We start from the raw sequence: 15,673 nt of genomic DNA, 5'->3' as shown, positions 1-15,673 counted from the left end.
GGGCCCTCGTGGACATCACCGCGGACATCACCGTGATCGGAGAGGGCGCGGCCGACGCCGTGCCGGACGTGATGCGCCTGCACACGGGCGTCGAGGTGCGCAGGCAGTCGGCTGCTGAGGCGTTCGCGGGGGCCAGGGCCGCCGCGGCCCGGCTGGCCGAGGCGCTTCGCGGGGCCGGTGTCGCGGCCCACGACCTGCGCACCACCGAGCTGTCGCTCGGCCCCGAGTACGAGGCGTACCCCAAGGTGTCGGCCTACCGGGCGGCGCAGGGCGTGGAGGCGGTGGTCCGCGACCTGGCGCGGGCCGACCATGTCATCGACACGGTGGCCGGCGTGGGGGAGGAGGCCAGGCTGAACGGGATCGCGTTCGAGGTGTCCGACCCGGACGCCGCGCTGGCGACGGCCAGGGACGAGGCGTTCCGGCAGGCCGCGGCCAAGGCCGGGCAGTACGCCGGGCTGGCCGGGCGGCCGCTCGGCCGGGTGGTGTCGGTCAGCGAGGAGTCCGGCGCGCCGCCGAGGCCCATGGCGCGCACGATGGCGGCCGAGGCGCAGGATTCGGTGAGCCCCGGACGGCAGGCGGTGCACGTCACCGTCCGGGTCGGCTACGACTTCGGCGACTAGGCCAGGGCGAGCATCCGGTCCAGGGCGACCCGCGCCCAGTGGGCGGTGTCCTCGTCGACGGTGATCTGGTTGACCACGTCGCCGAGCGCCAGCGACTCCAGCGCCCAGACCAGGTGCGGCAGGTCGATCCGGTTCATGGTCGAGCAGTAGCAGACCGTACGGTCCAGGAACGACACGCTCTTGTCCGGGAACATCTGGGCCAGCCGCTTGACCAGGTTGAGCTCGGTGCCGATGGCCCAGGCCGACCCGGCGGGCGCCTCGCGCAGCGTCTTGATGATGTGCTCGGTGGAGCCCACGTGGTCGGCCTTGAGCACCACCTCGTGCCGGCACTCCGGGTGCACCAGCACGTTCACGCCGGGGATGCGCTCGCGCACGTCGTCCACCGACTCGGCCGTGAAGCGGCCGTGCACCGAGCAGTGGCCGCGCCACAGGATCATGCGCGCCCGCTCCAGCTGCTCGGTGGTCAGCCCGCCGTTGGGGCGGTGCGGGTTCCACACCACGCAGTCGTCGAGCGACAGGCCCATCTCCAGCACGGCCGTGTTGCGGCCGAGGTGCTGGTCAGGCAGGAACAGCACCTTCTCGCCCTGCTCGAACGCCCACGTCAGGGCGCGGCGCGCGTTGGACGAGGTGCACACCACGCCGCCGTTGCGCCCGCAGAACGCCTTGATGTCGGCGCTGGAGTTCATGTACGTGACCGGGACCACGCTGCCGGCCAGCCCGGCGTCCTCCAGCGCCTCCCAGGCCTCCTCGACCTGGTCGAAGGTGGCCATGTCGGCCATCGAGCAGCCCGCGGCCAGGTCCGGCAGCACCACCTTCTGCGAGCCGGTGGTCAGGATGTCGGCCGACTCGGCCATGAAGTGCACGCCGCAGAACACGATGTACTCGGCCTGCGGCCGGGCGGCGGCCTGCTGCGCCAGCTTGAACGAGTCGCCGGTGACGTCGGCGAACTGGATGACCTCGTCGCGCTGGTAGTGGTGGCCCAGCACGAACAGGCGGTCGCCGAGCGCCTCCTTGGCCTTGCGGGCCCGTTCGACCAGCTGGGGGTCTGAGGCCGGTGGCAGCTCGCCGGGGCAGTCGACCCCTTTCTCGCTGTGCGGATCGGCGCTCCGTCCGAGCACGAAGAGCGGAAGTCCCGTCTGGGTGGTCATCGCCCTGCCCCCTTATCGTCTAAGTGACGCATACATCATGTCATACCCGTACGACCGATTTGTCCCGGGGGGAGCGAGGTGGGAATGTGTGGCATCCCCCCGGTGTTGGTAGCGTCATTAGTAGGACGTCGGAAACAGACCCGGTTAGGGAGTCAGCAGATGACGGTTGAGAGCAGCGAGACCACGGCACAGGGCCTGGTCCTGACCGAGGCGGCCGCGACCAAGGTCAAGTCCCTGCTGGAGCAGCAGGGCGAAGAAGGTCTGCAGCTGCGCGTTGCCGTGCAGCCGGGTGGTTGCTCCGGGCTGCGTTACCAGCTCTTCTTCGATGACCGTTCGATGGACGGCGATGTCGTGACCGACTTCGACGGAGTGGGCGTGGTCACCGACCGGATGAGCGCTCCCTACCTGATGGGCGCCACCATCGACTTCGTCGACACCATCGAGAAGCAGGGCTTCACCATCGACAACCCGAACGCCACCGGCTCCTGTGCCTGTGGCGACTCGTTCAACTAGTCGATCAGCCCGCCCGATCGGGCACCGGGGGCCCCGATCCGTCTTTGTGCGGGCGGGGCCTTCGCGTATCCTCGTGGGGCTCAACTGGCTTGCTGACAACGAGGAAGAAGAATCCCGTGCGCATCGCCGTCACCGGCTCCATCGCGACTGACCACCTGATGACCTTTCCCGGCAGCTTCGGCGATCAGCTCATCGCCGAGCAGCTCGACCGGGTGTCGCTGTCGTTCCTGGTCGACGACCTGCAGATCCGGCGTGGCGGCTGTGCGGCCAACATCGCCTTCGGCATGGCCTGCCTGGGTCTGCGGCCCTTCCTGGTCGGCGCGGTCGGCAACGACTTCGCCGACTACCGCTCCTGGCTGGAGCGCCACGGCGTCGACTGCGAGTCGGTGCACGTCTCCGAGACGCAGCACACGGCGCGGTTCCTGTGCACCACCGACGACAACCACAACCAGATCGCGTCCTTCTACACCGGCGCGATGGCCGAGGCGCGGCTGATCGAGCTGCAGCCCGTCGCCAGCCGGGTGGGCGGCCTGGACCTGGTGCTCATCGGCCCCAACGACCCCGACGGCATGCTCCGCCACACCGACGAGTGCCGCCACCGCGGCATCCCGTTCGCCGCCGACATCTCCCAGCAGCTCGCCCGCATGGCCGACGAGCAGATCCGCCAGCTCGTCGACGGCGCCGCCTACCTCTTCTCCAACGACTACGAGAAGGGCCTGATCGAGCAGAAGACGGGCTGGTCCGACGAGGAGGTGCTGAGCAGGGTCGGCGTCCGCGTCACCACGCTCGGCCCCAAGGGCGCGGTCATCGACCGCGAGGGCGAGCCCTCCATCCACGTCGCCCCCGCCCCCGAGCGGGGCAAGGTCGACCCGACGGGCGTCGGCGACGCCTTCCGCGCGGGGTTCCTGGCGGGTCTGGCCTGGGGGCTGCCGCTGGAGAGGTGCGGCCAGATCGGCAACCTGACGGCCACCCACGTGCTGGAGCGCGTCGGCGGCCAGGAGTACGAACTCGGCCAGAAGGTCTTCCTGGACCGTTTCACCGAGGCCTACGGCACCGACGCCGCCGCCGAGATCGCCCCGCACATCCGCTGCTACCACCCCTGACACGGGCGCGCCCCCGCCGCGGGCGGCGGGGGCGCGGTGTCCTTCCGTACGGTCAGGTCCCCGCGTAGACCCGGTGGACGAACTCGGCGAGCTGGTCGTCGGGCAGGTGGCGGGCCAGGTCGGCTTCGCTGATCATGCCGACCATGCGGTGGTCGCGCATCACCGGGAGCCGCCTGATCTGGTGCTCCTCCATGCGCGCCAGAGCCTCCTCGACCGTCGCGTCGGCCGGCACCCACACCAGCCCGGTCGCCAGGTCCCCGGCCCGCACGCGGGACGGGTCGTGGCCGGTGGCCACGCACTCCACCACGATGTCGCGGTCGGTGATGATGCCGGTCACCCGATCGTCCAGGCATACCGGCAGCGCGCCCACCCCGAGCTCGCGCATGAGCTGCGCGGCCCGGTCGAGCGTCTCGTGTGACTGGATGCACTCGACCCCTTGGCTCATCAGGTCGCCGGCGGTGCCGCTCATGTCTCTCCCCCTCGAAGAAGTGCTGCTTCCTCTCCAAGGGGCCGCTACCCCGTACAGGGCGGCTCAGTAGTTGCGCCGCACGTGGATCGCCCAGCCCCCCTGGGGCAGCTCGTAAGAGCCCACATGGCGGTGGGACTTGAGCCGGCACCAGGCCGGCACGTCGGTGAAGGCGGCCGGGTCGTCGGCCAGCACGGCCACCACGGCGTTGAGCGGGACGTAGTTGATCTGCTCGGCGAGCATGATGATCGGGATGGGGCACTTCTTCCCCAGTGCGTCGATCGTCAATGCCGGCTGAGTGGCCTCGGTCATGCGACTCCTGCGTCCTGGCGGATCCGGTGCACCAGCTCGGGCAGCACGGTGAGGAACCTGTCGACCTCGGCCGCGGAAGCGCCCCTGGGCAGTGACACCCGGACATTCCCATGCGTGAGCACGCCCATCGCTTCCAGGACGTGCGATGGACGAAGCGTACTAGCCGTGCAGGAACTCCCGGACGAGACCGCGAATCCGGCCTTGTCGAGCTCGGTGAGCAGCGCCTCGCCGTCGACGTACAGACAGGAGAACGTGACGATGTGCGGGGCCCGGTCGTCCGGGTCGCCGATCACCTCCACGTCCGGCACCACCTTCGGCACCGTCTCCCTGATCTTGCCGACCAGCGCGGACAGCCTGGAGCGTTCCCGGGCGGCGTCGGCCGTCATCGCGCGCAGCGCGGCGGCCGCCGCCACGATGCCCGGCACGTTCTCGAACCCCGGCACGCGCCTGCGCTCGCGCTCGTCCTCCGGCAGGAACGAGCGGAACCGGGTGCCCTTCCTGACCGCCAGCACGCCGACGCCGGGCGGGCCGCCCCACTTGTGTGCGCTGGCCGTCAGCACCGACCAGCCCTCGGGCAGCGGCATCCGGCCGGCCGTCTGCGCCGCGTCCACCAGCAGCGGCACCCCGTGGCGCCGGCAGGCCGCGGCGGCCTCGGCCACCGGCTGGACCGTGCCGACCTCGTGGTTGGCCGTCTGCAGGCAGGCCAGGGCCGTGTCGGGGCGCGCCACCGCCTCGGTGAAGGCCGAAAGGTCGACCCGCCCCAGCCGGTCGACGCCGACGAGCTCGGCGCTGCCGCCGTCGCGTTCGTGCAGGCGGGCCGCGTGCAGCACGCTGGAATGCTCGACGGCGGAGGTCACCAGATGGCGGCCCGCCCGCCGCCTGCCCTGTAGGGTGCCGAGCAGACCGAGATGCACGGCCTGCGTGCCGGAGGAGGTGAACGTCACCTCGTCGGGCCGCGCGCCCAGCGCCTCGGCCACCTCCGTGCGGGCCTGCTCCAGCAGCAGGTGGGCACGGCGGGCCTGGTTGTAGAGCCGCGCGGGATCGGCCCAGCCGACGTCGATGGCCGCCAGCAGCGCTTCACGTGCCTGGGGATGCAGCGGCTCGGTGGAGGCCGCGTCGAAGTACGCCACGCTTCTATGATCCCACTCATGGCACGCCATCGAGGGGGCGCGCGGAAGGGCGGGGCACTTGCGCGCTAATGTGTCTGCAATCAGCTGTGCATCAGGAAATACGAGCGCCCGGGAGAGACTCCTGGGCTTCATCTGTGGGGTAGGCGATCCGTGAGTCCGACCCGCCGTTCGACGCGGCGTTCGTTGGCCCGGCGTAGAGTGCCGCGCGCCGCCGCTTTGGCGTTGCTACTGGCCTCCGCTACGGCGTGTGCAAATGACGTTCCCGAGGCAAAGTGGTCCAACGGGCTGCTGCCGGACGCCATCACCCAGCAGGGTGAGACCGTCACGGCCCTGTGGAACGGAGCGTGGATCGCCGCGCTCGCCACCGGCGGAGTGGTCATCGGCCTCATCGTCTGGGCCTGTCTTTTCCACACCAGGCGCAGGGCCAAGGCTGATCTCCCGCCGCAGGTTCGCTACAACCTGCCGATCGAGATGCTCTACACCCTGGTGCCGCTCGTCATGGTGTCGGTGTTCTTCTTCTTCACCGCCCGTGACAGCGAGGAGCTGAGCCGGGTGACGGGCGACGCCGACGTGAAGGTCAAGGTGGAGGCGTTCCAGTGGAGCTGGCGTTTCACCACCACGACGGCCGACGGCAAGACGACCGAGCCGGTGAGCGGCATGCCGGTGAGCGACTACCAGCAGGGTCCGCAGCTCGTGCTGCCCGTGGACAAGAAGGTGGAGTTCGACCTCTTCACCGATGATGTGATCCACTCCTTCTGGGTGCCCGACTTCTTGTTCAAGCGGGACATCATCCCCGGCATCCCCGATGACAACCCCGGGCGCAAGTTCGAGGTGACCACCCTCAGCAAGCCCGGCGTCTACGCCGGCCGGTGCGCCGAGCTGTGCGGCGTCGACCACAGCCGCATGCTCTTCTCGATCAAGCTCGTGACGCAGCAGGAGTTCGACCAGTACGTCGCGTCCAACCAGGCGGGGAGTGCCCAGTGACCGCCATCCAAGAGCCGATCACCACCCCGGCCCCGCCGGTGCGCCGGCCCACCTCCAAGGGCCGGATCATCGCCAAGTGGCTGTCCTCCACGGACCACAAGGTGATCGGCAACCTCTATCTGATCACCTCGTTCATGTTCTTCCTGGTCGGCGGCATCATGGCGCTGGTCATGAGGGCCGAGCTGGCCCAGCCGGGGCTGCAGTTCACCAGCAACGAGCAGTTCAACCAGCTGTTCACCATGCACGGCACGATCATGCTGCTGATGTTCGCGACGCCGCTGTTCGCGGCCTTCGCGAACGCGGTCATGCCGCTGCAGATCGGCGCCCCCGACGTGGCGTTCCCGCGGCTCAACATGGTGAGCTACTGGCTCTACCTGTTCGGCAGCCTCATCGCGGTCTCGGGCTTCCTCACCCCGGGCGGCGCGGCGTCCTTCGGCTGGTTCGGGTACGCGCCGCTGTCCAACGCGGTCTACTCGCCCGGCATCGGCGGCGACCTGTGGATCATGGGCCTGACGATGTCGGGTCTGGCGACGATCCTCGGCGCGGTCAACTTCATCACCACGATCATCTGCATGCGCGCGCCCGGCATGACCATGTTCCGGATGCCGATCTTCACCTGGAACATCCTGCTGACCAGCATGCTCGTGCTGATGGCCTTCCCGGTGCTGGCCGCCGCGCTGCTCGCGCTGGAGTCCGACCGCAAGTTCGGCACGCACATCTTCAGCTCCGAGGTCGGCGGGCCGATGCTGTGGCAGCACCTCTTCTGGTTCTTCGGCCATCCAGAGGTCTACATCATCGCGCTGCCGTTCTTCGGCATCATCACCGAGATCCTGCCGGTCTTCAGCCGTAAGCCGATCTTCGGATACATCAGCCTCGTGGGCGCGACGATCTCCATCGCCGGCCTGTCGATGACCGTGTGGGCGCACCACATGTTCCCGACCGGTCAAGTGCTGTTGCCGTTCTTCTCGTTCATGACGTTCCTCATCGCGGTGCCCACCGGTGTGAAGTTCTTCAACTGGGTCGGCACGATGTGGCGCGGTCACCTGAGCTTCGAGTCGCCGATGCTCTACTCGATCGGCTTCCTGGTGACGTTCCTGCTCGGTGGTCTGACCGGTGTCATCCTGGCCTCGCCGCCGCTCGACTTCCACATCAGCGACACCTACTTCGTCGTCGCCCACTTCCACTACGTGGTCTTCGGCACCGTGGTGTTCGCGATGTTCGCCGGGTTCTTCTTCTGGTGGCCCAAGCTCACCGGCAAGATGCTCGACGACAGGCTCGGCAAGGTGCAGTTCTGGCTGCTGTTCATCGGCTTCCACGCGACGTTCCTGGTGCAGCACTGGCTGGGCATGCTCGGCTTCCCGCGCCGCTACGCCGACTACGGGGCCGCCGACGGCTTCACCGACCTCAACATGATCTCGTCCGTGGGCGCGTTCGTGCTCGGGGCCTCCACGCTGCCGTTCTTCTACAACGTCTGGAAGACCTGGCGCACCGCGCCCAAGGTCACCGTCGACGACCCGTGGGGTTACGGCGGCTCGCTCGAGTGGGCGACCTCCTGCCCGCCGCCGCGGCACAACTTCACCAAGCTGCCTCCCATCCGGTCCGAGCGTCCCGCGTTCGACCTCAAGTACCCGCACCTGTCCGCCAAGCCCGCGCCGGAGGTGGAGGCCCGATGAAGGTCCAAGGTTGGCTGTTCCTGCTGTGCGGCGTGTTCTTCGCCGGCGTGACCGTCGCCTACTGGTTCTGGACCAAGGCGGCGACGGGGGTCGGTGAGCCGGTCGGCACCACCGCCATGGCCGTCTCGGTCGGCTTCGCGTTCATGATCGGCTACTACCTGATGTTCACCGCGCGGCGCATCGGCGCCCAGCCGGAGGACAACAAGCAGGCCGACATCAGCGACGGCGCCGGTGAGATCGGCTTCTTCAGCCCCAGCAGCTGGTGGCCGCTGTTCGTCTGCCTGGCCGCCGCCTTCACCTTCGCCGGGTTCGTCATCGGCCTGTGGATGTTCATCATGGGCGTGTTCCTGGTGATCATGGCCATGATCGGGTTCGTGTTCCAGTACTACCGGGGCCACTTCTCGCACTGACCCCTCGTCCACGAGCGGGCGTCCTTCTTCAGAGGGGACGCCCGCTTTTTGGTGTTCTTTACTGGACTGCGGATGTGGCCAAACGATCACCGAGGGTAATAACAGAGATGAATCTGCTCGACTCGGACGGGGGGAGTGCTGATGGGGCGCGTAGCGGGTCGATCGATGAGCCTGGGCCTGGGCATGGCCGTGCTGCTGACGGCGTGCTCGGCGAGCATCGCCGCCGACGAGGAGCGCAAGGCGGCGCCTGACGCCACTGTGGCGATCCAACCGGCCGACCGGGCGGCCAATGTGCCGACGGACCAGACGGTCGTCGTGGCGGCCCATGGAGGCACGCTCAGGAGCGTCACCGTACGCAGCGAGGACGGTGCCCTGCCGGGCGTGCTGAGCGCCGACGGGACCCGCTGGCGCAGCACCGCCACCGCCCGCCCCGGCACCACCTACACGATCCGCTCGGTCGCCGCCAACAGCGACGGCAAGCAGACCGAGAAGAGCAGCACGTTCTCCACCGTCAAGGCGGCCACGTCCTTCGACATCGAGAGCATCTCGCCCAGCAAGAACACCACCGGCCTGACCGTCGGCGTCGGCATGCCCATCATGATCGCCTTCGACCAGCCGATCGCCGACCGGGTCGCCGTCGAGCGCAACCTGCTCGTCCGTACCTCCAAGCCCGTCGAGGGGGCCTGGCACTGGTTCGACGACAAGCGGGTCGACTTCCGGCCGCGCGAGTACTGGCCCGCCCACACCGACGTGCGCGTCGAGGCCAACCTGGCGGGCGTGCAAGGCGGCAAGGGCATGTTCGGCAAGCGCGACCTGGCGATCGACTTCAAGATCGGCCGCTCGCAGATCACCAAGGGCAGCGTCGACGAGCACGTGCTGGTCGTGCGGCGGAACGGCAAGAAGATCCGCGAGATGCCGATGAGCGCCGGCAAGGGCGGTGTGATGAAATATCACACCACCTCAGGCATTCACCTGGCCATGTCCCGCGAACCGGTCACCATCATGACCTCGCCCGGCATCGGCCCCGGCCAGGCCGGCTACTACCAGATGACCGTGTACAACACGGTGCGCATCTCCAACAGCGGCGAGTACGTGCACAGCGCCCCCTGGTCGGTGGGCTCCCAGGGGTACGCCAACGTCAGTCACGGCTGCGTGAACGTCAGCCCGGACAACGCGGCCTGGTTCATCAAGAACACCCTGATCGGCGATCCCATCATCATCACGGGCTCCCCGCGCCCGCTGGAGCCGACGAACGGGTGGGGGCACTGGCAGGAGAACTGGAAGCAGTGGCTCAGGTGGAGCTCCATCAAGGACGGGCCCACCCTGCCGTTCTCCTGACCTCGTACGGGCCTGACCGCGGCGGGGCCGCGGTCAGGAGGAGACGGAAGCGCTGGTCTTGATCCAGCCGTCGAGGGTGGCCGAGGCGCGGCCGGAGTCGACGGCCTGGGTGGCGCGGGCGTAGGCGTCGATCATGGCCGAGTCGAGGTCGTCGCCGGGGCCGTCGAGCGCGACCAGGGCGGCGGCGGCGTTCAGCAGGACGGCGTCGCGCACCGGCCCGGTCTTGCCGCCGAGCAGGTCGTGCACCGCCTGGGCGTTGAAGGCCACGTCGCCGCCGCGCAGGGCGCCCGCCTCGGCGCGCGGGATGCCGAGCACCGCCGGGTCGAAGGTGGTCTGCGTGGCGCTGCCGTCGGCGACCATCCACACCGTGGAGGTGGTGGCGATGGTCAGCTCGTCGAGCCCGTCGTCGCCGCGGAAGACCAGCGCGGAGACGCCCCGCTCGGCGAAGACCCCGGCCAGCACCGGGAGCATGCGCGGGTCGTAGACGCCGATGGCCTGGGCGGCCGGGCGGGCCGGGTTGGTGAGCGGGCCGAGGAAGTTGAAGACGGTGGGGACGCCGATCTCCTTGCGGGTCGGCCCGGCGAAGCGCAGCGCGGGGTGGTAGACCGGCGCGAAGCAGAAGGCGATGCCGGCCTCGGTCGCCACCCGGGCGGTCTGCTCGGGGGTCAGGTCGAGCCGGATGCCGAGGTGCTCCAGCACGTCGGCGGCGCCGCACGAGGAGGAGGCGGCGCGGTTGCCGTGCTTGACGACGCGGGCGCCCGCGGCGGCGGCCACGATGGCGGCCATGGTGGACACGTTCACGGTGTGGGCGCGGTCGCCGCCGGTGCCGACGACGTCCACGACCGGGCCCTCGACGTGCAGCGGCGTGGCGAGGTCGAGCATCGTCCGGGCCAGGCCGGTCACCTCGGCCACGGTCTCGCCCTTGGCGCGCAGCGCGACCACGAAGGCGGAGATCTGGGCGGGTGTGGCGGTGCCGGACATGATCTCCCGCATCGCCCAGGCCGTCTCGTCGGCCGTGAGGTGCTCCCCGGACAGGAGCGCGGAAAGGATGGCCGGCCAGGTCGTCCGCGAGTCCACGTCAGGCACCTACTTGGCGTTGAGTCGGGTGGAGGAGCGACGGCGCATGAGGTCGGCGACGGTGTCGGCCAGCACCATGGGCTCCAGGGGCTGGGACACGACGGCGTCGGCCCTGGACCAGTCGGCCAGCCAGCGGTCGTCGCGCCGGGCGATGATGAGGCAGATGGGCGGGCAGTCGTAGACCTCGTCCTTGGCCTGGCGGCTGATGCCCATGCCGCCCGCGGGCTGGGTCTCGCCGTCGAGCACGGCCACGTCGATCTCGCCGGAGCCGAGCCACTGGTGCACCTTGGGCTCGGTGGCGCACTCCACGACCTCCACGAAGGGCACGTCCATCGCCGGCCGCCGGCCGATCGCCTGCCTTACCGCCTGCCGGGTGGCGGCGTCGTCGCTGTAGACGAGGACCTTCATCGTGTCGGTGCTCATCGTGTCGGTGCTCACGGTCGCGCTCACTATCGGTCGTAGCGGTAGGGTCATCTGGGATCGTACCGTTGGCACGGCGTGCGGACCCAGGTTGGCGCCCCTGGCGGGCGATATGTCCCAATTATCCCAGGTTAGACGCCTGATTGTTCCCGCTAACGGGGGGGCGTGCGCCGGACCGACCACCAGAGCCGCAATAATGCTGCCCGTGGCGACAGCATCCGCAATTACTTCGACGACGACAGGTCAGCCGTACCGCAGACCCAACCTGGTCAGCGTGGGTACGATCGTCTGGCTGTCCTCTGAGCTCATGTTCTTCGCGGCGCTGTTCGCGATGTACTTCACCATCCGGTCGGTGAGCGTGGGCCAAGGCATCGACTGGGCACCCGCCTACATCCCGGCGGGCGCCTCGGCCGAGGGCCTGGCTCACCTGAACATCCCGTTCGCGACGGTCAACACGACCATCCTGGTTCTGTCCAGTGTGACGTGCCAGCTCGGCGTGTGGGCCGCGGAAAAGGGGCAAGTCAGCAAGCTCAGGTTCTGGTATCTCGTCAGCTTCCTGATGGGGTCGGTGTTCATCGCCGGCCAGCTGTACGAGTACATGGAGCTGGCGAGCGAGGGCGCGACCTTGTCCGCCAACCCCTACACGTCGGTGTTCTACCTCACGACGGGCTTCCACGGCCTGCACGTGACCGGTGGCCTGATCGCGTTCCTGTTCGTGCTGGGACGTACGTACGCCGCGAAGCGCTTCACGCATGAGCAGGCAACCAGCGCCATCGTCGTGTCCTACTACTGGCACTTCGTCGACGTCGTCTGGATTGGTCTTTTCGCGACCATCTACATCATTCAGTAAGGAACGGGACCTCTGTGACTAGGATCACCGCGTGGCGGCGGCATCCCCTCGCGAGATATGCCGTCCTGATTCTGGCGTTGGCGCTGGTCGGGACGGCATATGCCACCTTTGTGCAGGTGAGCAAGCCCGCTGACGCGGCGCTCGCGTCGGGCAAGGTGGACGACGTGGCGAACGGCAAGAGCCTCTTCCAGGCTCACTGCGCCAGCTGCCACGGGCTCAACGCCGAGGGCACGTCGACGGGCCCCACGCTCATCGGCGTCGGCGCCGCCTCTGTCGACTTCCAGATGAGCACCGGACGGATGCCCGCGTCCAACCCGGGTGCCCAGGTGCCGCGCAAGCCGCTGCCCGAGTGGGTCGACAGCGACAGCATCAGCGACATCGCGGCGTACGTGCAGTCGCTCGGCGGCGGTCCCACCGTGCCGTCCGGCGACCAGGTGGACCCGGCGCTGGGCGACGCCGCCAAGGGCGGTGAGCTCTTCCGCGCCAACTGCATCCAGTGCCACAACTGGGCGGGCGCCGGCGGCGCCCTGACGCGGGGCAAGTACGCCCCCAACCTGAACGAGTCTTCTCCCACCCAGATCTATGAGGCGATGGTCACCGGCCCGCAGGCGATGCCGGTCTTCAACGACACGACCATCACGCCCGAAGAGAAGCGCAACATGATCGCCTACATCGTCCAGGTGCGGGAGCAGACCGACCCCGGAGGTTTTGCCCTGGGTCGGATTGGCCCGGTAACCGAAGGCCTCGTAGCCTGGGTCGTGGGCATCCTTGCCCTCGTCCTCGCCGCAATCTGGATCACCGCGAAGAAGCGACAGAAGTCATGACTGACAACGAGCACGAGATCGAGCAGCCGGACGAGCGCGTCCCCAAGCGCGTGATCGGCACCCCGCCGCCGGGCACCCCGATGCTCGGCGAGGCGGAGGCGCGCGACGCCGGCGACGCCGGGGGCGAGACCCCCGGCATCACGCTGCAGGACGAGAAGAGGGCGAGCGGGGCCGAGAAGCTCGTCGCCCTCTGCTTCCTGCTCGCCTTCCTGGGAGGCGTCGCGTTCCTCGTCTCCTACGTGGTGTTCCAGGTGGGCAGCCCCGAGGCGACCGGAGTCTCCAACCTGGCTCTCGGCAGCTCCCTCACCGTGGCGGTGCTGGGCCTGGCCGTCGGCATCGTCGTCTGGGTCCGCCAGATCATGCCGAAGTACGCCCTGGTCCAGGAGCGCCACCTGATGGTCTCCGGCGAGGACGACCGCGAGGTCGTGGCCGACACCTTCGTCGAGGGCGCCAACGAGAGCGGCTTCGTCAAGCGCAAGATGATGCGCCGCACGCTGCTGCTGGCGGCCGCGCCGCTCGGCCTGATCCCCCTGATCCTGCTGCGCGACCTCGACAACACCAAGATGAAGGCCACCAGCTTCAACAAGCTGCTGCGCCACACCGTCTGGGGCGAGAAGACCGTGGAGGGCCAGCCGCGACGCCTCATCGTCGAGGGCACCGGCCAGCCGATCAGGGCGGCCGACTTCAACTCGCCCGGTGGCATCCTGTCCATCGTCCCCGAAGGCTACGAGCACGACCTGAACGTGCTCGCCAAGGCCACGCTGATCTTGATCAAGTTCCGGCCCGAGGAGCTGAAGTCGGGCGTCAACAAGAACTGGACGCACGACGGCATCGTGGCCTATTCGAAGATCTGCACGCACGTCGGCTGCCCCGCGGCCCTGTACGAGCAGACGACCCACCACATCCTGTGCCCGTGTCACCAGTCGACGTTCGACGCCGCCGACGGCGCCAAGGTCATCTTCGGTCCGGCGGCCCGGCCGCTGCCGCAGCTGCCGATCACCGTCGACAACGAGGGCTTCCTCGTCGCGGCCGGTGACTTCCCGGTGCCGGTCGGCCCCAGCTACTGGGAGCGCGGCGACGCCGAGGCGGAGGCCAGGGCCAAGGGAGGCCAGGCATGAGCGAGCTGACAACCGTGCCCAAGGCGGTCGGCGGACCGTCCAACTGGCTCGACGAGCGCCTCGGCGGAGCCAACTTCCTCAAGCGCAACCTGCGCAAGGTCTTCCCCGACCACTGGTCCTTCCTGCTGGGTGAGATCGCGCTCTACTCGTTCATCATCCTGCTGCTGACCGGTACGTTCCTGACGTTCTGGTTCAAGCCGAGCATGGAGCACGTCCTCTACGACGGCTCCTACGCGCCTCTGCAGGGCGTGGGGATGTCCGCGGCCTACGCGTCGTCGCTGGAGATCAGCTTCGACGTCCGCGGAGGTCTGCTCATGCGGCAGATGCACCACTGGGCGGCCCTGCTGTTCATCGCGGGCATGATGGTCCACATGCTCCGGGTGTTCTTCACCGGCGCCTACCGCAAGCCGCGTGAGATCAACTGGATCATCGGCATCCTGCTGCTGACCCTGGCCCTGGCCGAGGGCCTCACCGGTTACTCGCTGCCGGACGACCTGCTCTCCGGCGCGGGCGCGCGCATCACCCAGGGCGTGGCGATCTCGCTGCCGCTGGTCGGCACGTACGTCTCGTTCTTCCTGTTCGGCGGGGAGTACCCGGGCACGGATCTCATCTCCCGGTTCTACGCGCTGCACATCCTGCTCATCCCGGGCATCCTGCTGGCGCTGATCTCGGCCCACCTGGTGCTCATGTGGGTGCAGAAGCACACCCAGATGCCGGGCAAGGGGCGGGCCAACACGAACGTGGTGGGCGCGCCGTTCTACCCGGCGTTCATGGCCAAGGCGGGCGCCTACTTCCTGTTCACGCTCGCCGTGGTGGCAGGGCTGTCGACCTTCGCCCAGATCAACCCGATCTGGATCTACGGTCCCTACACGCCCGCCGACATCTCGGCCGGGTCCCAGCCAGACTGGTACATGGGCTTCCTCGAAGGATCCCTGCGCATCATGCCGGCGTGGGAGATCAACATGTTCGGCACGGCCCATGCCGGCACACTGCCACTGAGTGTGATCATCCCGGCGTTGTTGCCACTGGGGCTCGTCATGACGGGTCTGGCGCTCTATCCGTTCCTGGAACGCTGGATCACGGGCGACCACCGCGAGCACCACATGGCGGAGCGCCCGCGCAACAACCCGCACCGCACCTCGATCGGCATGGCCGGCATCTCGTTCTACGGGGTGCTCTGGCTGCTCGGCGCGAACGACGAGATCTCGGCGTTCTTCCACATCAACCTGAACTGGACCACGTACGCCGGCCGCGTGCTGGTGTTCGCCGCCCCGGTGCTGGCGTACATCATCACCTACCGGATCTGCCTGGGCCTTCAGCGTTCGGACGCCGAGGTCGTCTCGCACGGCGTGGAGTCGGGTGTCATCAAGCGGCTGCCGCACGGTGAGTTCATCGAGATCCACACGCCTCCGGCGGAGGACATCGAGGCCCACGTGCGGGGCAAGGAGCCGGTGGCCATGCTGCCGATGGCCGAGGACCCGTCCGGCATCCCGCACAAGGGCATGCGCGGGCCGATCGGCAAGCTCCGTGCCCGCATGTCCAAGGCCTACGGCGGGGAGAAGATCCCCCTCGTCGACGGCCACGGCCACGAGGAGGAAGAGCGCGCCGCGGTCGGTCCCGGCGAGGAGGACCATACGCTGACGCGATAGCTCATTCGCGAGGGGCTCGGGCGGTTCGCCCGGGCCCC

The 15,673-nt window shown here is 68.7% G+C and carries 17 protein-coding genes; 11 read left to right on the top strand and 6 right to left on the bottom strand.

Translation table 11 applies throughout. The annotated features are described in order from the left end of the window. Nucleotides 1-8 precede the first annotated feature (8 nt). A complete protein-coding gene (locus KME79_RS13200; RefSeq protein ID WP_261808685.1) occupies nucleotides 9-620 on the top strand; it encodes an SIMPL domain-containing protein in 612 nt (203 codons plus the stop codon). Here KME79_RS13200 and nadA read toward each other — a convergent pair. Then, nucleotides 617-1,768, bottom strand: coding sequence for a quinolinate synthase NadA (gene nadA, locus KME79_RS13195; RefSeq protein ID WP_148032820.1), 1,152 nt, complete (start codon nucleotides 1,766-1,768; stop codon nucleotides 617-619). The two genes, KME79_RS13200 and nadA, sit on opposite strands and share 4 nt — an antisense overlap. Nucleotides 1,769-1,927: 159 nt before the next feature. Between nadA and erpA the strand changes: the two genes are divergently transcribed. Then, nucleotides 1,928-2,281: an iron-sulfur cluster insertion protein ErpA gene (gene erpA / locus KME79_RS13190; RefSeq protein WP_148032819.1), complete on the top strand. Its 354-nt coding sequence runs from the start codon at nucleotides 1,928-1,930 to the stop codon at nucleotides 2,279-2,281. A gap of 116 nt (nucleotides 2,282-2,397) precedes the next feature. Next, on the top strand, nucleotides 2,398-3,384 hold the full coding sequence (locus KME79_RS13185) for a carbohydrate kinase family protein (protein WP_219544677.1): 987 nt from the start codon (nucleotides 2,398-2,400) through the stop codon (nucleotides 3,382-3,384). 52 nt (nucleotides 3,385-3,436) lie between these two features. Here KME79_RS13185 and KME79_RS13180 read toward each other — a convergent pair whose 3' ends face one another. The 3 genes from KME79_RS13180 to KME79_RS13170 form a co-directional block, all read right to left on the bottom strand. Continuing rightward, nucleotides 3,437-3,853: a CBS domain-containing protein gene (locus tag KME79_RS13180; protein ID WP_219544676.1), complete on the bottom strand. Its 417-nt coding sequence runs from the start codon at nucleotides 3,851-3,853 to the stop codon at nucleotides 3,437-3,439. Between the two features lie 63 nt (nucleotides 3,854-3,916). Continuing rightward, on the bottom strand, nucleotides 3,917-4,162 hold the full coding sequence (locus KME79_RS13175; protein WP_148032816.1) for a sulfurtransferase TusA family protein: 246 nt from the start codon (nucleotides 4,160-4,162) through the stop codon (nucleotides 3,917-3,919). After that, nucleotides 4,159-5,292: a cysteine desulfurase family protein gene (locus tag KME79_RS13170; protein WP_308248896.1), complete on the bottom strand. Its 1,134-nt coding sequence runs from the start codon at nucleotides 5,290-5,292 to the stop codon at nucleotides 4,159-4,161. The genes KME79_RS13175 and KME79_RS13170 overlap by 4 nt, the downstream gene beginning before the upstream one ends. A gap of 216 nt (nucleotides 5,293-5,508) precedes the next feature. Between KME79_RS13170 and ctaC the strand changes: the two genes are divergently transcribed. From ctaC to KME79_RS13150, 4 genes are all read left to right on the top strand, one after another. After that, nucleotides 5,509-6,276 carry an aa3-type cytochrome oxidase subunit II gene (gene ctaC / locus KME79_RS13165; protein ID WP_246639776.1) on the top strand — a complete coding sequence of 256 codons (768 nt, stop codon included), beginning with the start codon at nucleotides 5,509-5,511 and terminating at the stop codon, nucleotides 6,274-6,276. Further along, on the top strand, nucleotides 6,273-7,949 hold the full coding sequence (ctaD, locus tag KME79_RS13160) for an aa3-type cytochrome oxidase subunit I (RefSeq protein ID WP_219544674.1): 1,677 nt from the start codon (nucleotides 6,273-6,275) through the stop codon (nucleotides 7,947-7,949). The genes ctaC and ctaD overlap by 4 nt, the downstream gene beginning before the upstream one ends. Continuing rightward, nucleotides 7,946-8,359, top strand: coding sequence for a cytochrome c oxidase subunit 4 (locus KME79_RS13155; protein WP_219544673.1), 414 nt, complete (start codon nucleotides 7,946-7,948; stop codon nucleotides 8,357-8,359). Before ctaD ends, KME79_RS13155 begins: the two co-directional genes overlap by 4 nt. Before the next feature lie 165 nt (nucleotides 8,360-8,524). Next, nucleotides 8,525-9,697: a L,D-transpeptidase gene (locus KME79_RS13150; protein WP_246639775.1), complete on the top strand. Its 1,173-nt coding sequence runs from the start codon at nucleotides 8,525-8,527 to the stop codon at nucleotides 9,695-9,697. 33 nt (nucleotides 9,698-9,730) lie between these two features. Here the strand turns inward: KME79_RS13150 and trpD are convergent, their stop codons facing one another. Both trpD and KME79_RS13140 read right to left on the bottom strand, forming a co-directional pair. After that, nucleotides 9,731-10,774, bottom strand: coding sequence for an anthranilate phosphoribosyltransferase (gene trpD / locus KME79_RS13145; RefSeq protein WP_219544671.1), 1,044 nt, complete (start codon nucleotides 10,772-10,774; stop codon nucleotides 9,731-9,733). Nucleotides 10,775-10,783: 9 nt separating this feature from the next. Further along, on the bottom strand, nucleotides 10,784-11,197 hold the full coding sequence (locus tag KME79_RS13140; RefSeq protein WP_372452427.1) for a response regulator: 414 nt from the start codon (nucleotides 11,195-11,197) through the stop codon (nucleotides 10,784-10,786). A gap of 193 nt (nucleotides 11,198-11,390) precedes the next feature. On the opposite strand from KME79_RS13140, the gene ctaE reads away from it, so the two are divergent. The 4 genes from ctaE to qcrB are packed head-to-tail and all read left to right on the top strand — an operon-like array spanning nucleotide 11,391 to nucleotide 15,635. After that, nucleotides 11,391-12,044: an aa3-type cytochrome oxidase subunit III gene (gene ctaE, locus KME79_RS13135; RefSeq protein WP_281429370.1), complete on the top strand. Its 654-nt coding sequence runs from the start codon at nucleotides 11,391-11,393 to the stop codon at nucleotides 12,042-12,044. Nucleotides 12,045-12,058: 14 nt separating this feature from the next. After that, nucleotides 12,059-12,868, top strand: a complete 810-nt coding sequence (gene qcrC / locus KME79_RS13130; protein WP_148032808.1) for a cytochrome bc1 complex diheme cytochrome c subunit — start codon at nucleotides 12,059-12,061, stop codon at nucleotides 12,866-12,868. Continuing rightward, a complete protein-coding gene (gene qcrA, locus KME79_RS13125) occupies nucleotides 12,865-13,986 on the top strand; it encodes a cytochrome bc1 complex Rieske iron-sulfur subunit (RefSeq protein ID WP_148032807.1) in 1,122 nt (373 codons plus the stop codon). Before qcrC ends, qcrA begins: the two co-directional genes overlap by 4 nt. Then, nucleotides 13,983-15,635: a cytochrome bc1 complex cytochrome b subunit gene (qcrB, locus tag KME79_RS13120; RefSeq protein ID WP_148032806.1), complete on the top strand. Its 1,653-nt coding sequence runs from the start codon at nucleotides 13,983-13,985 to the stop codon at nucleotides 15,633-15,635. The genes qcrA and qcrB overlap by 4 nt, the downstream gene beginning before the upstream one ends. Nucleotides 15,636-15,673: the final 38 nt, after the last annotated feature.

Source organism: Nonomuraea harbinensis (assembly GCF_019396385.1).
Lineage (GTDB): Bacteria > Actinomycetota > Actinomycetes > Streptosporangiales > Streptosporangiaceae > Nonomuraea > Nonomuraea ferruginea.
This window is presented reverse-complemented; position numbering and strand designations above follow the sequence as displayed.

Coding starts and splice junctions, on each gene's coding strand:
- nadA (WP_148032820.1), bottom strand. CDS start 1,768: ATGACCACCCAGACGGGACTTCCGCTCTTCGTGCTCGGACGGAGCGCC.
- erpA (WP_148032819.1), top strand. CDS start 1,928: ATGACGGTTGAGAGCAGCGAGACCACGGCACAGGGCCTGGTCCTGACC.
- KME79_RS13180 (WP_219544676.1), bottom strand. CDS start 3,853: ATGAGCGGCACCGCCGGCGACCTGATGAGCCAAGGGGTCGAGTGCATC.
- KME79_RS13175 (WP_148032816.1), bottom strand. CDS start 4,162: ATGACCGAGGCCACTCAGCCGGCATTGACGATCGACGCACTGGGGAAG.
- KME79_RS13155 (WP_219544673.1), top strand. CDS start 7,946: ATGAAGGTCCAAGGTTGGCTGTTCCTGCTGTGCGGCGTGTTCTTCGCC.
- KME79_RS13150 (WP_246639775.1), top strand. CDS start 8,525: ATGAGCCTGGGCCTGGGCATGGCCGTGCTGCTGACGGCGTGCTCGGCG.
- KME79_RS13140 (WP_372452427.1), bottom strand. CDS start 11,197: ATGAGCACCGACACGATGAAGGTCCTCGTCTACAGCGACGACGCCGCC.
- ctaE (WP_281429370.1), top strand. CDS start 11,391: ATGCTGCCCGTGGCGACAGCATCCGCAATTACTTCGACGACGACAGGT.
- qcrA (WP_148032807.1), top strand. CDS start 12,865: ATGACTGACAACGAGCACGAGATCGAGCAGCCGGACGAGCGCGTCCCC.
- qcrB (WP_148032806.1), top strand. CDS start 13,983: ATGAGCGAGCTGACAACCGTGCCCAAGGCGGTCGGCGGACCGTCCAAC.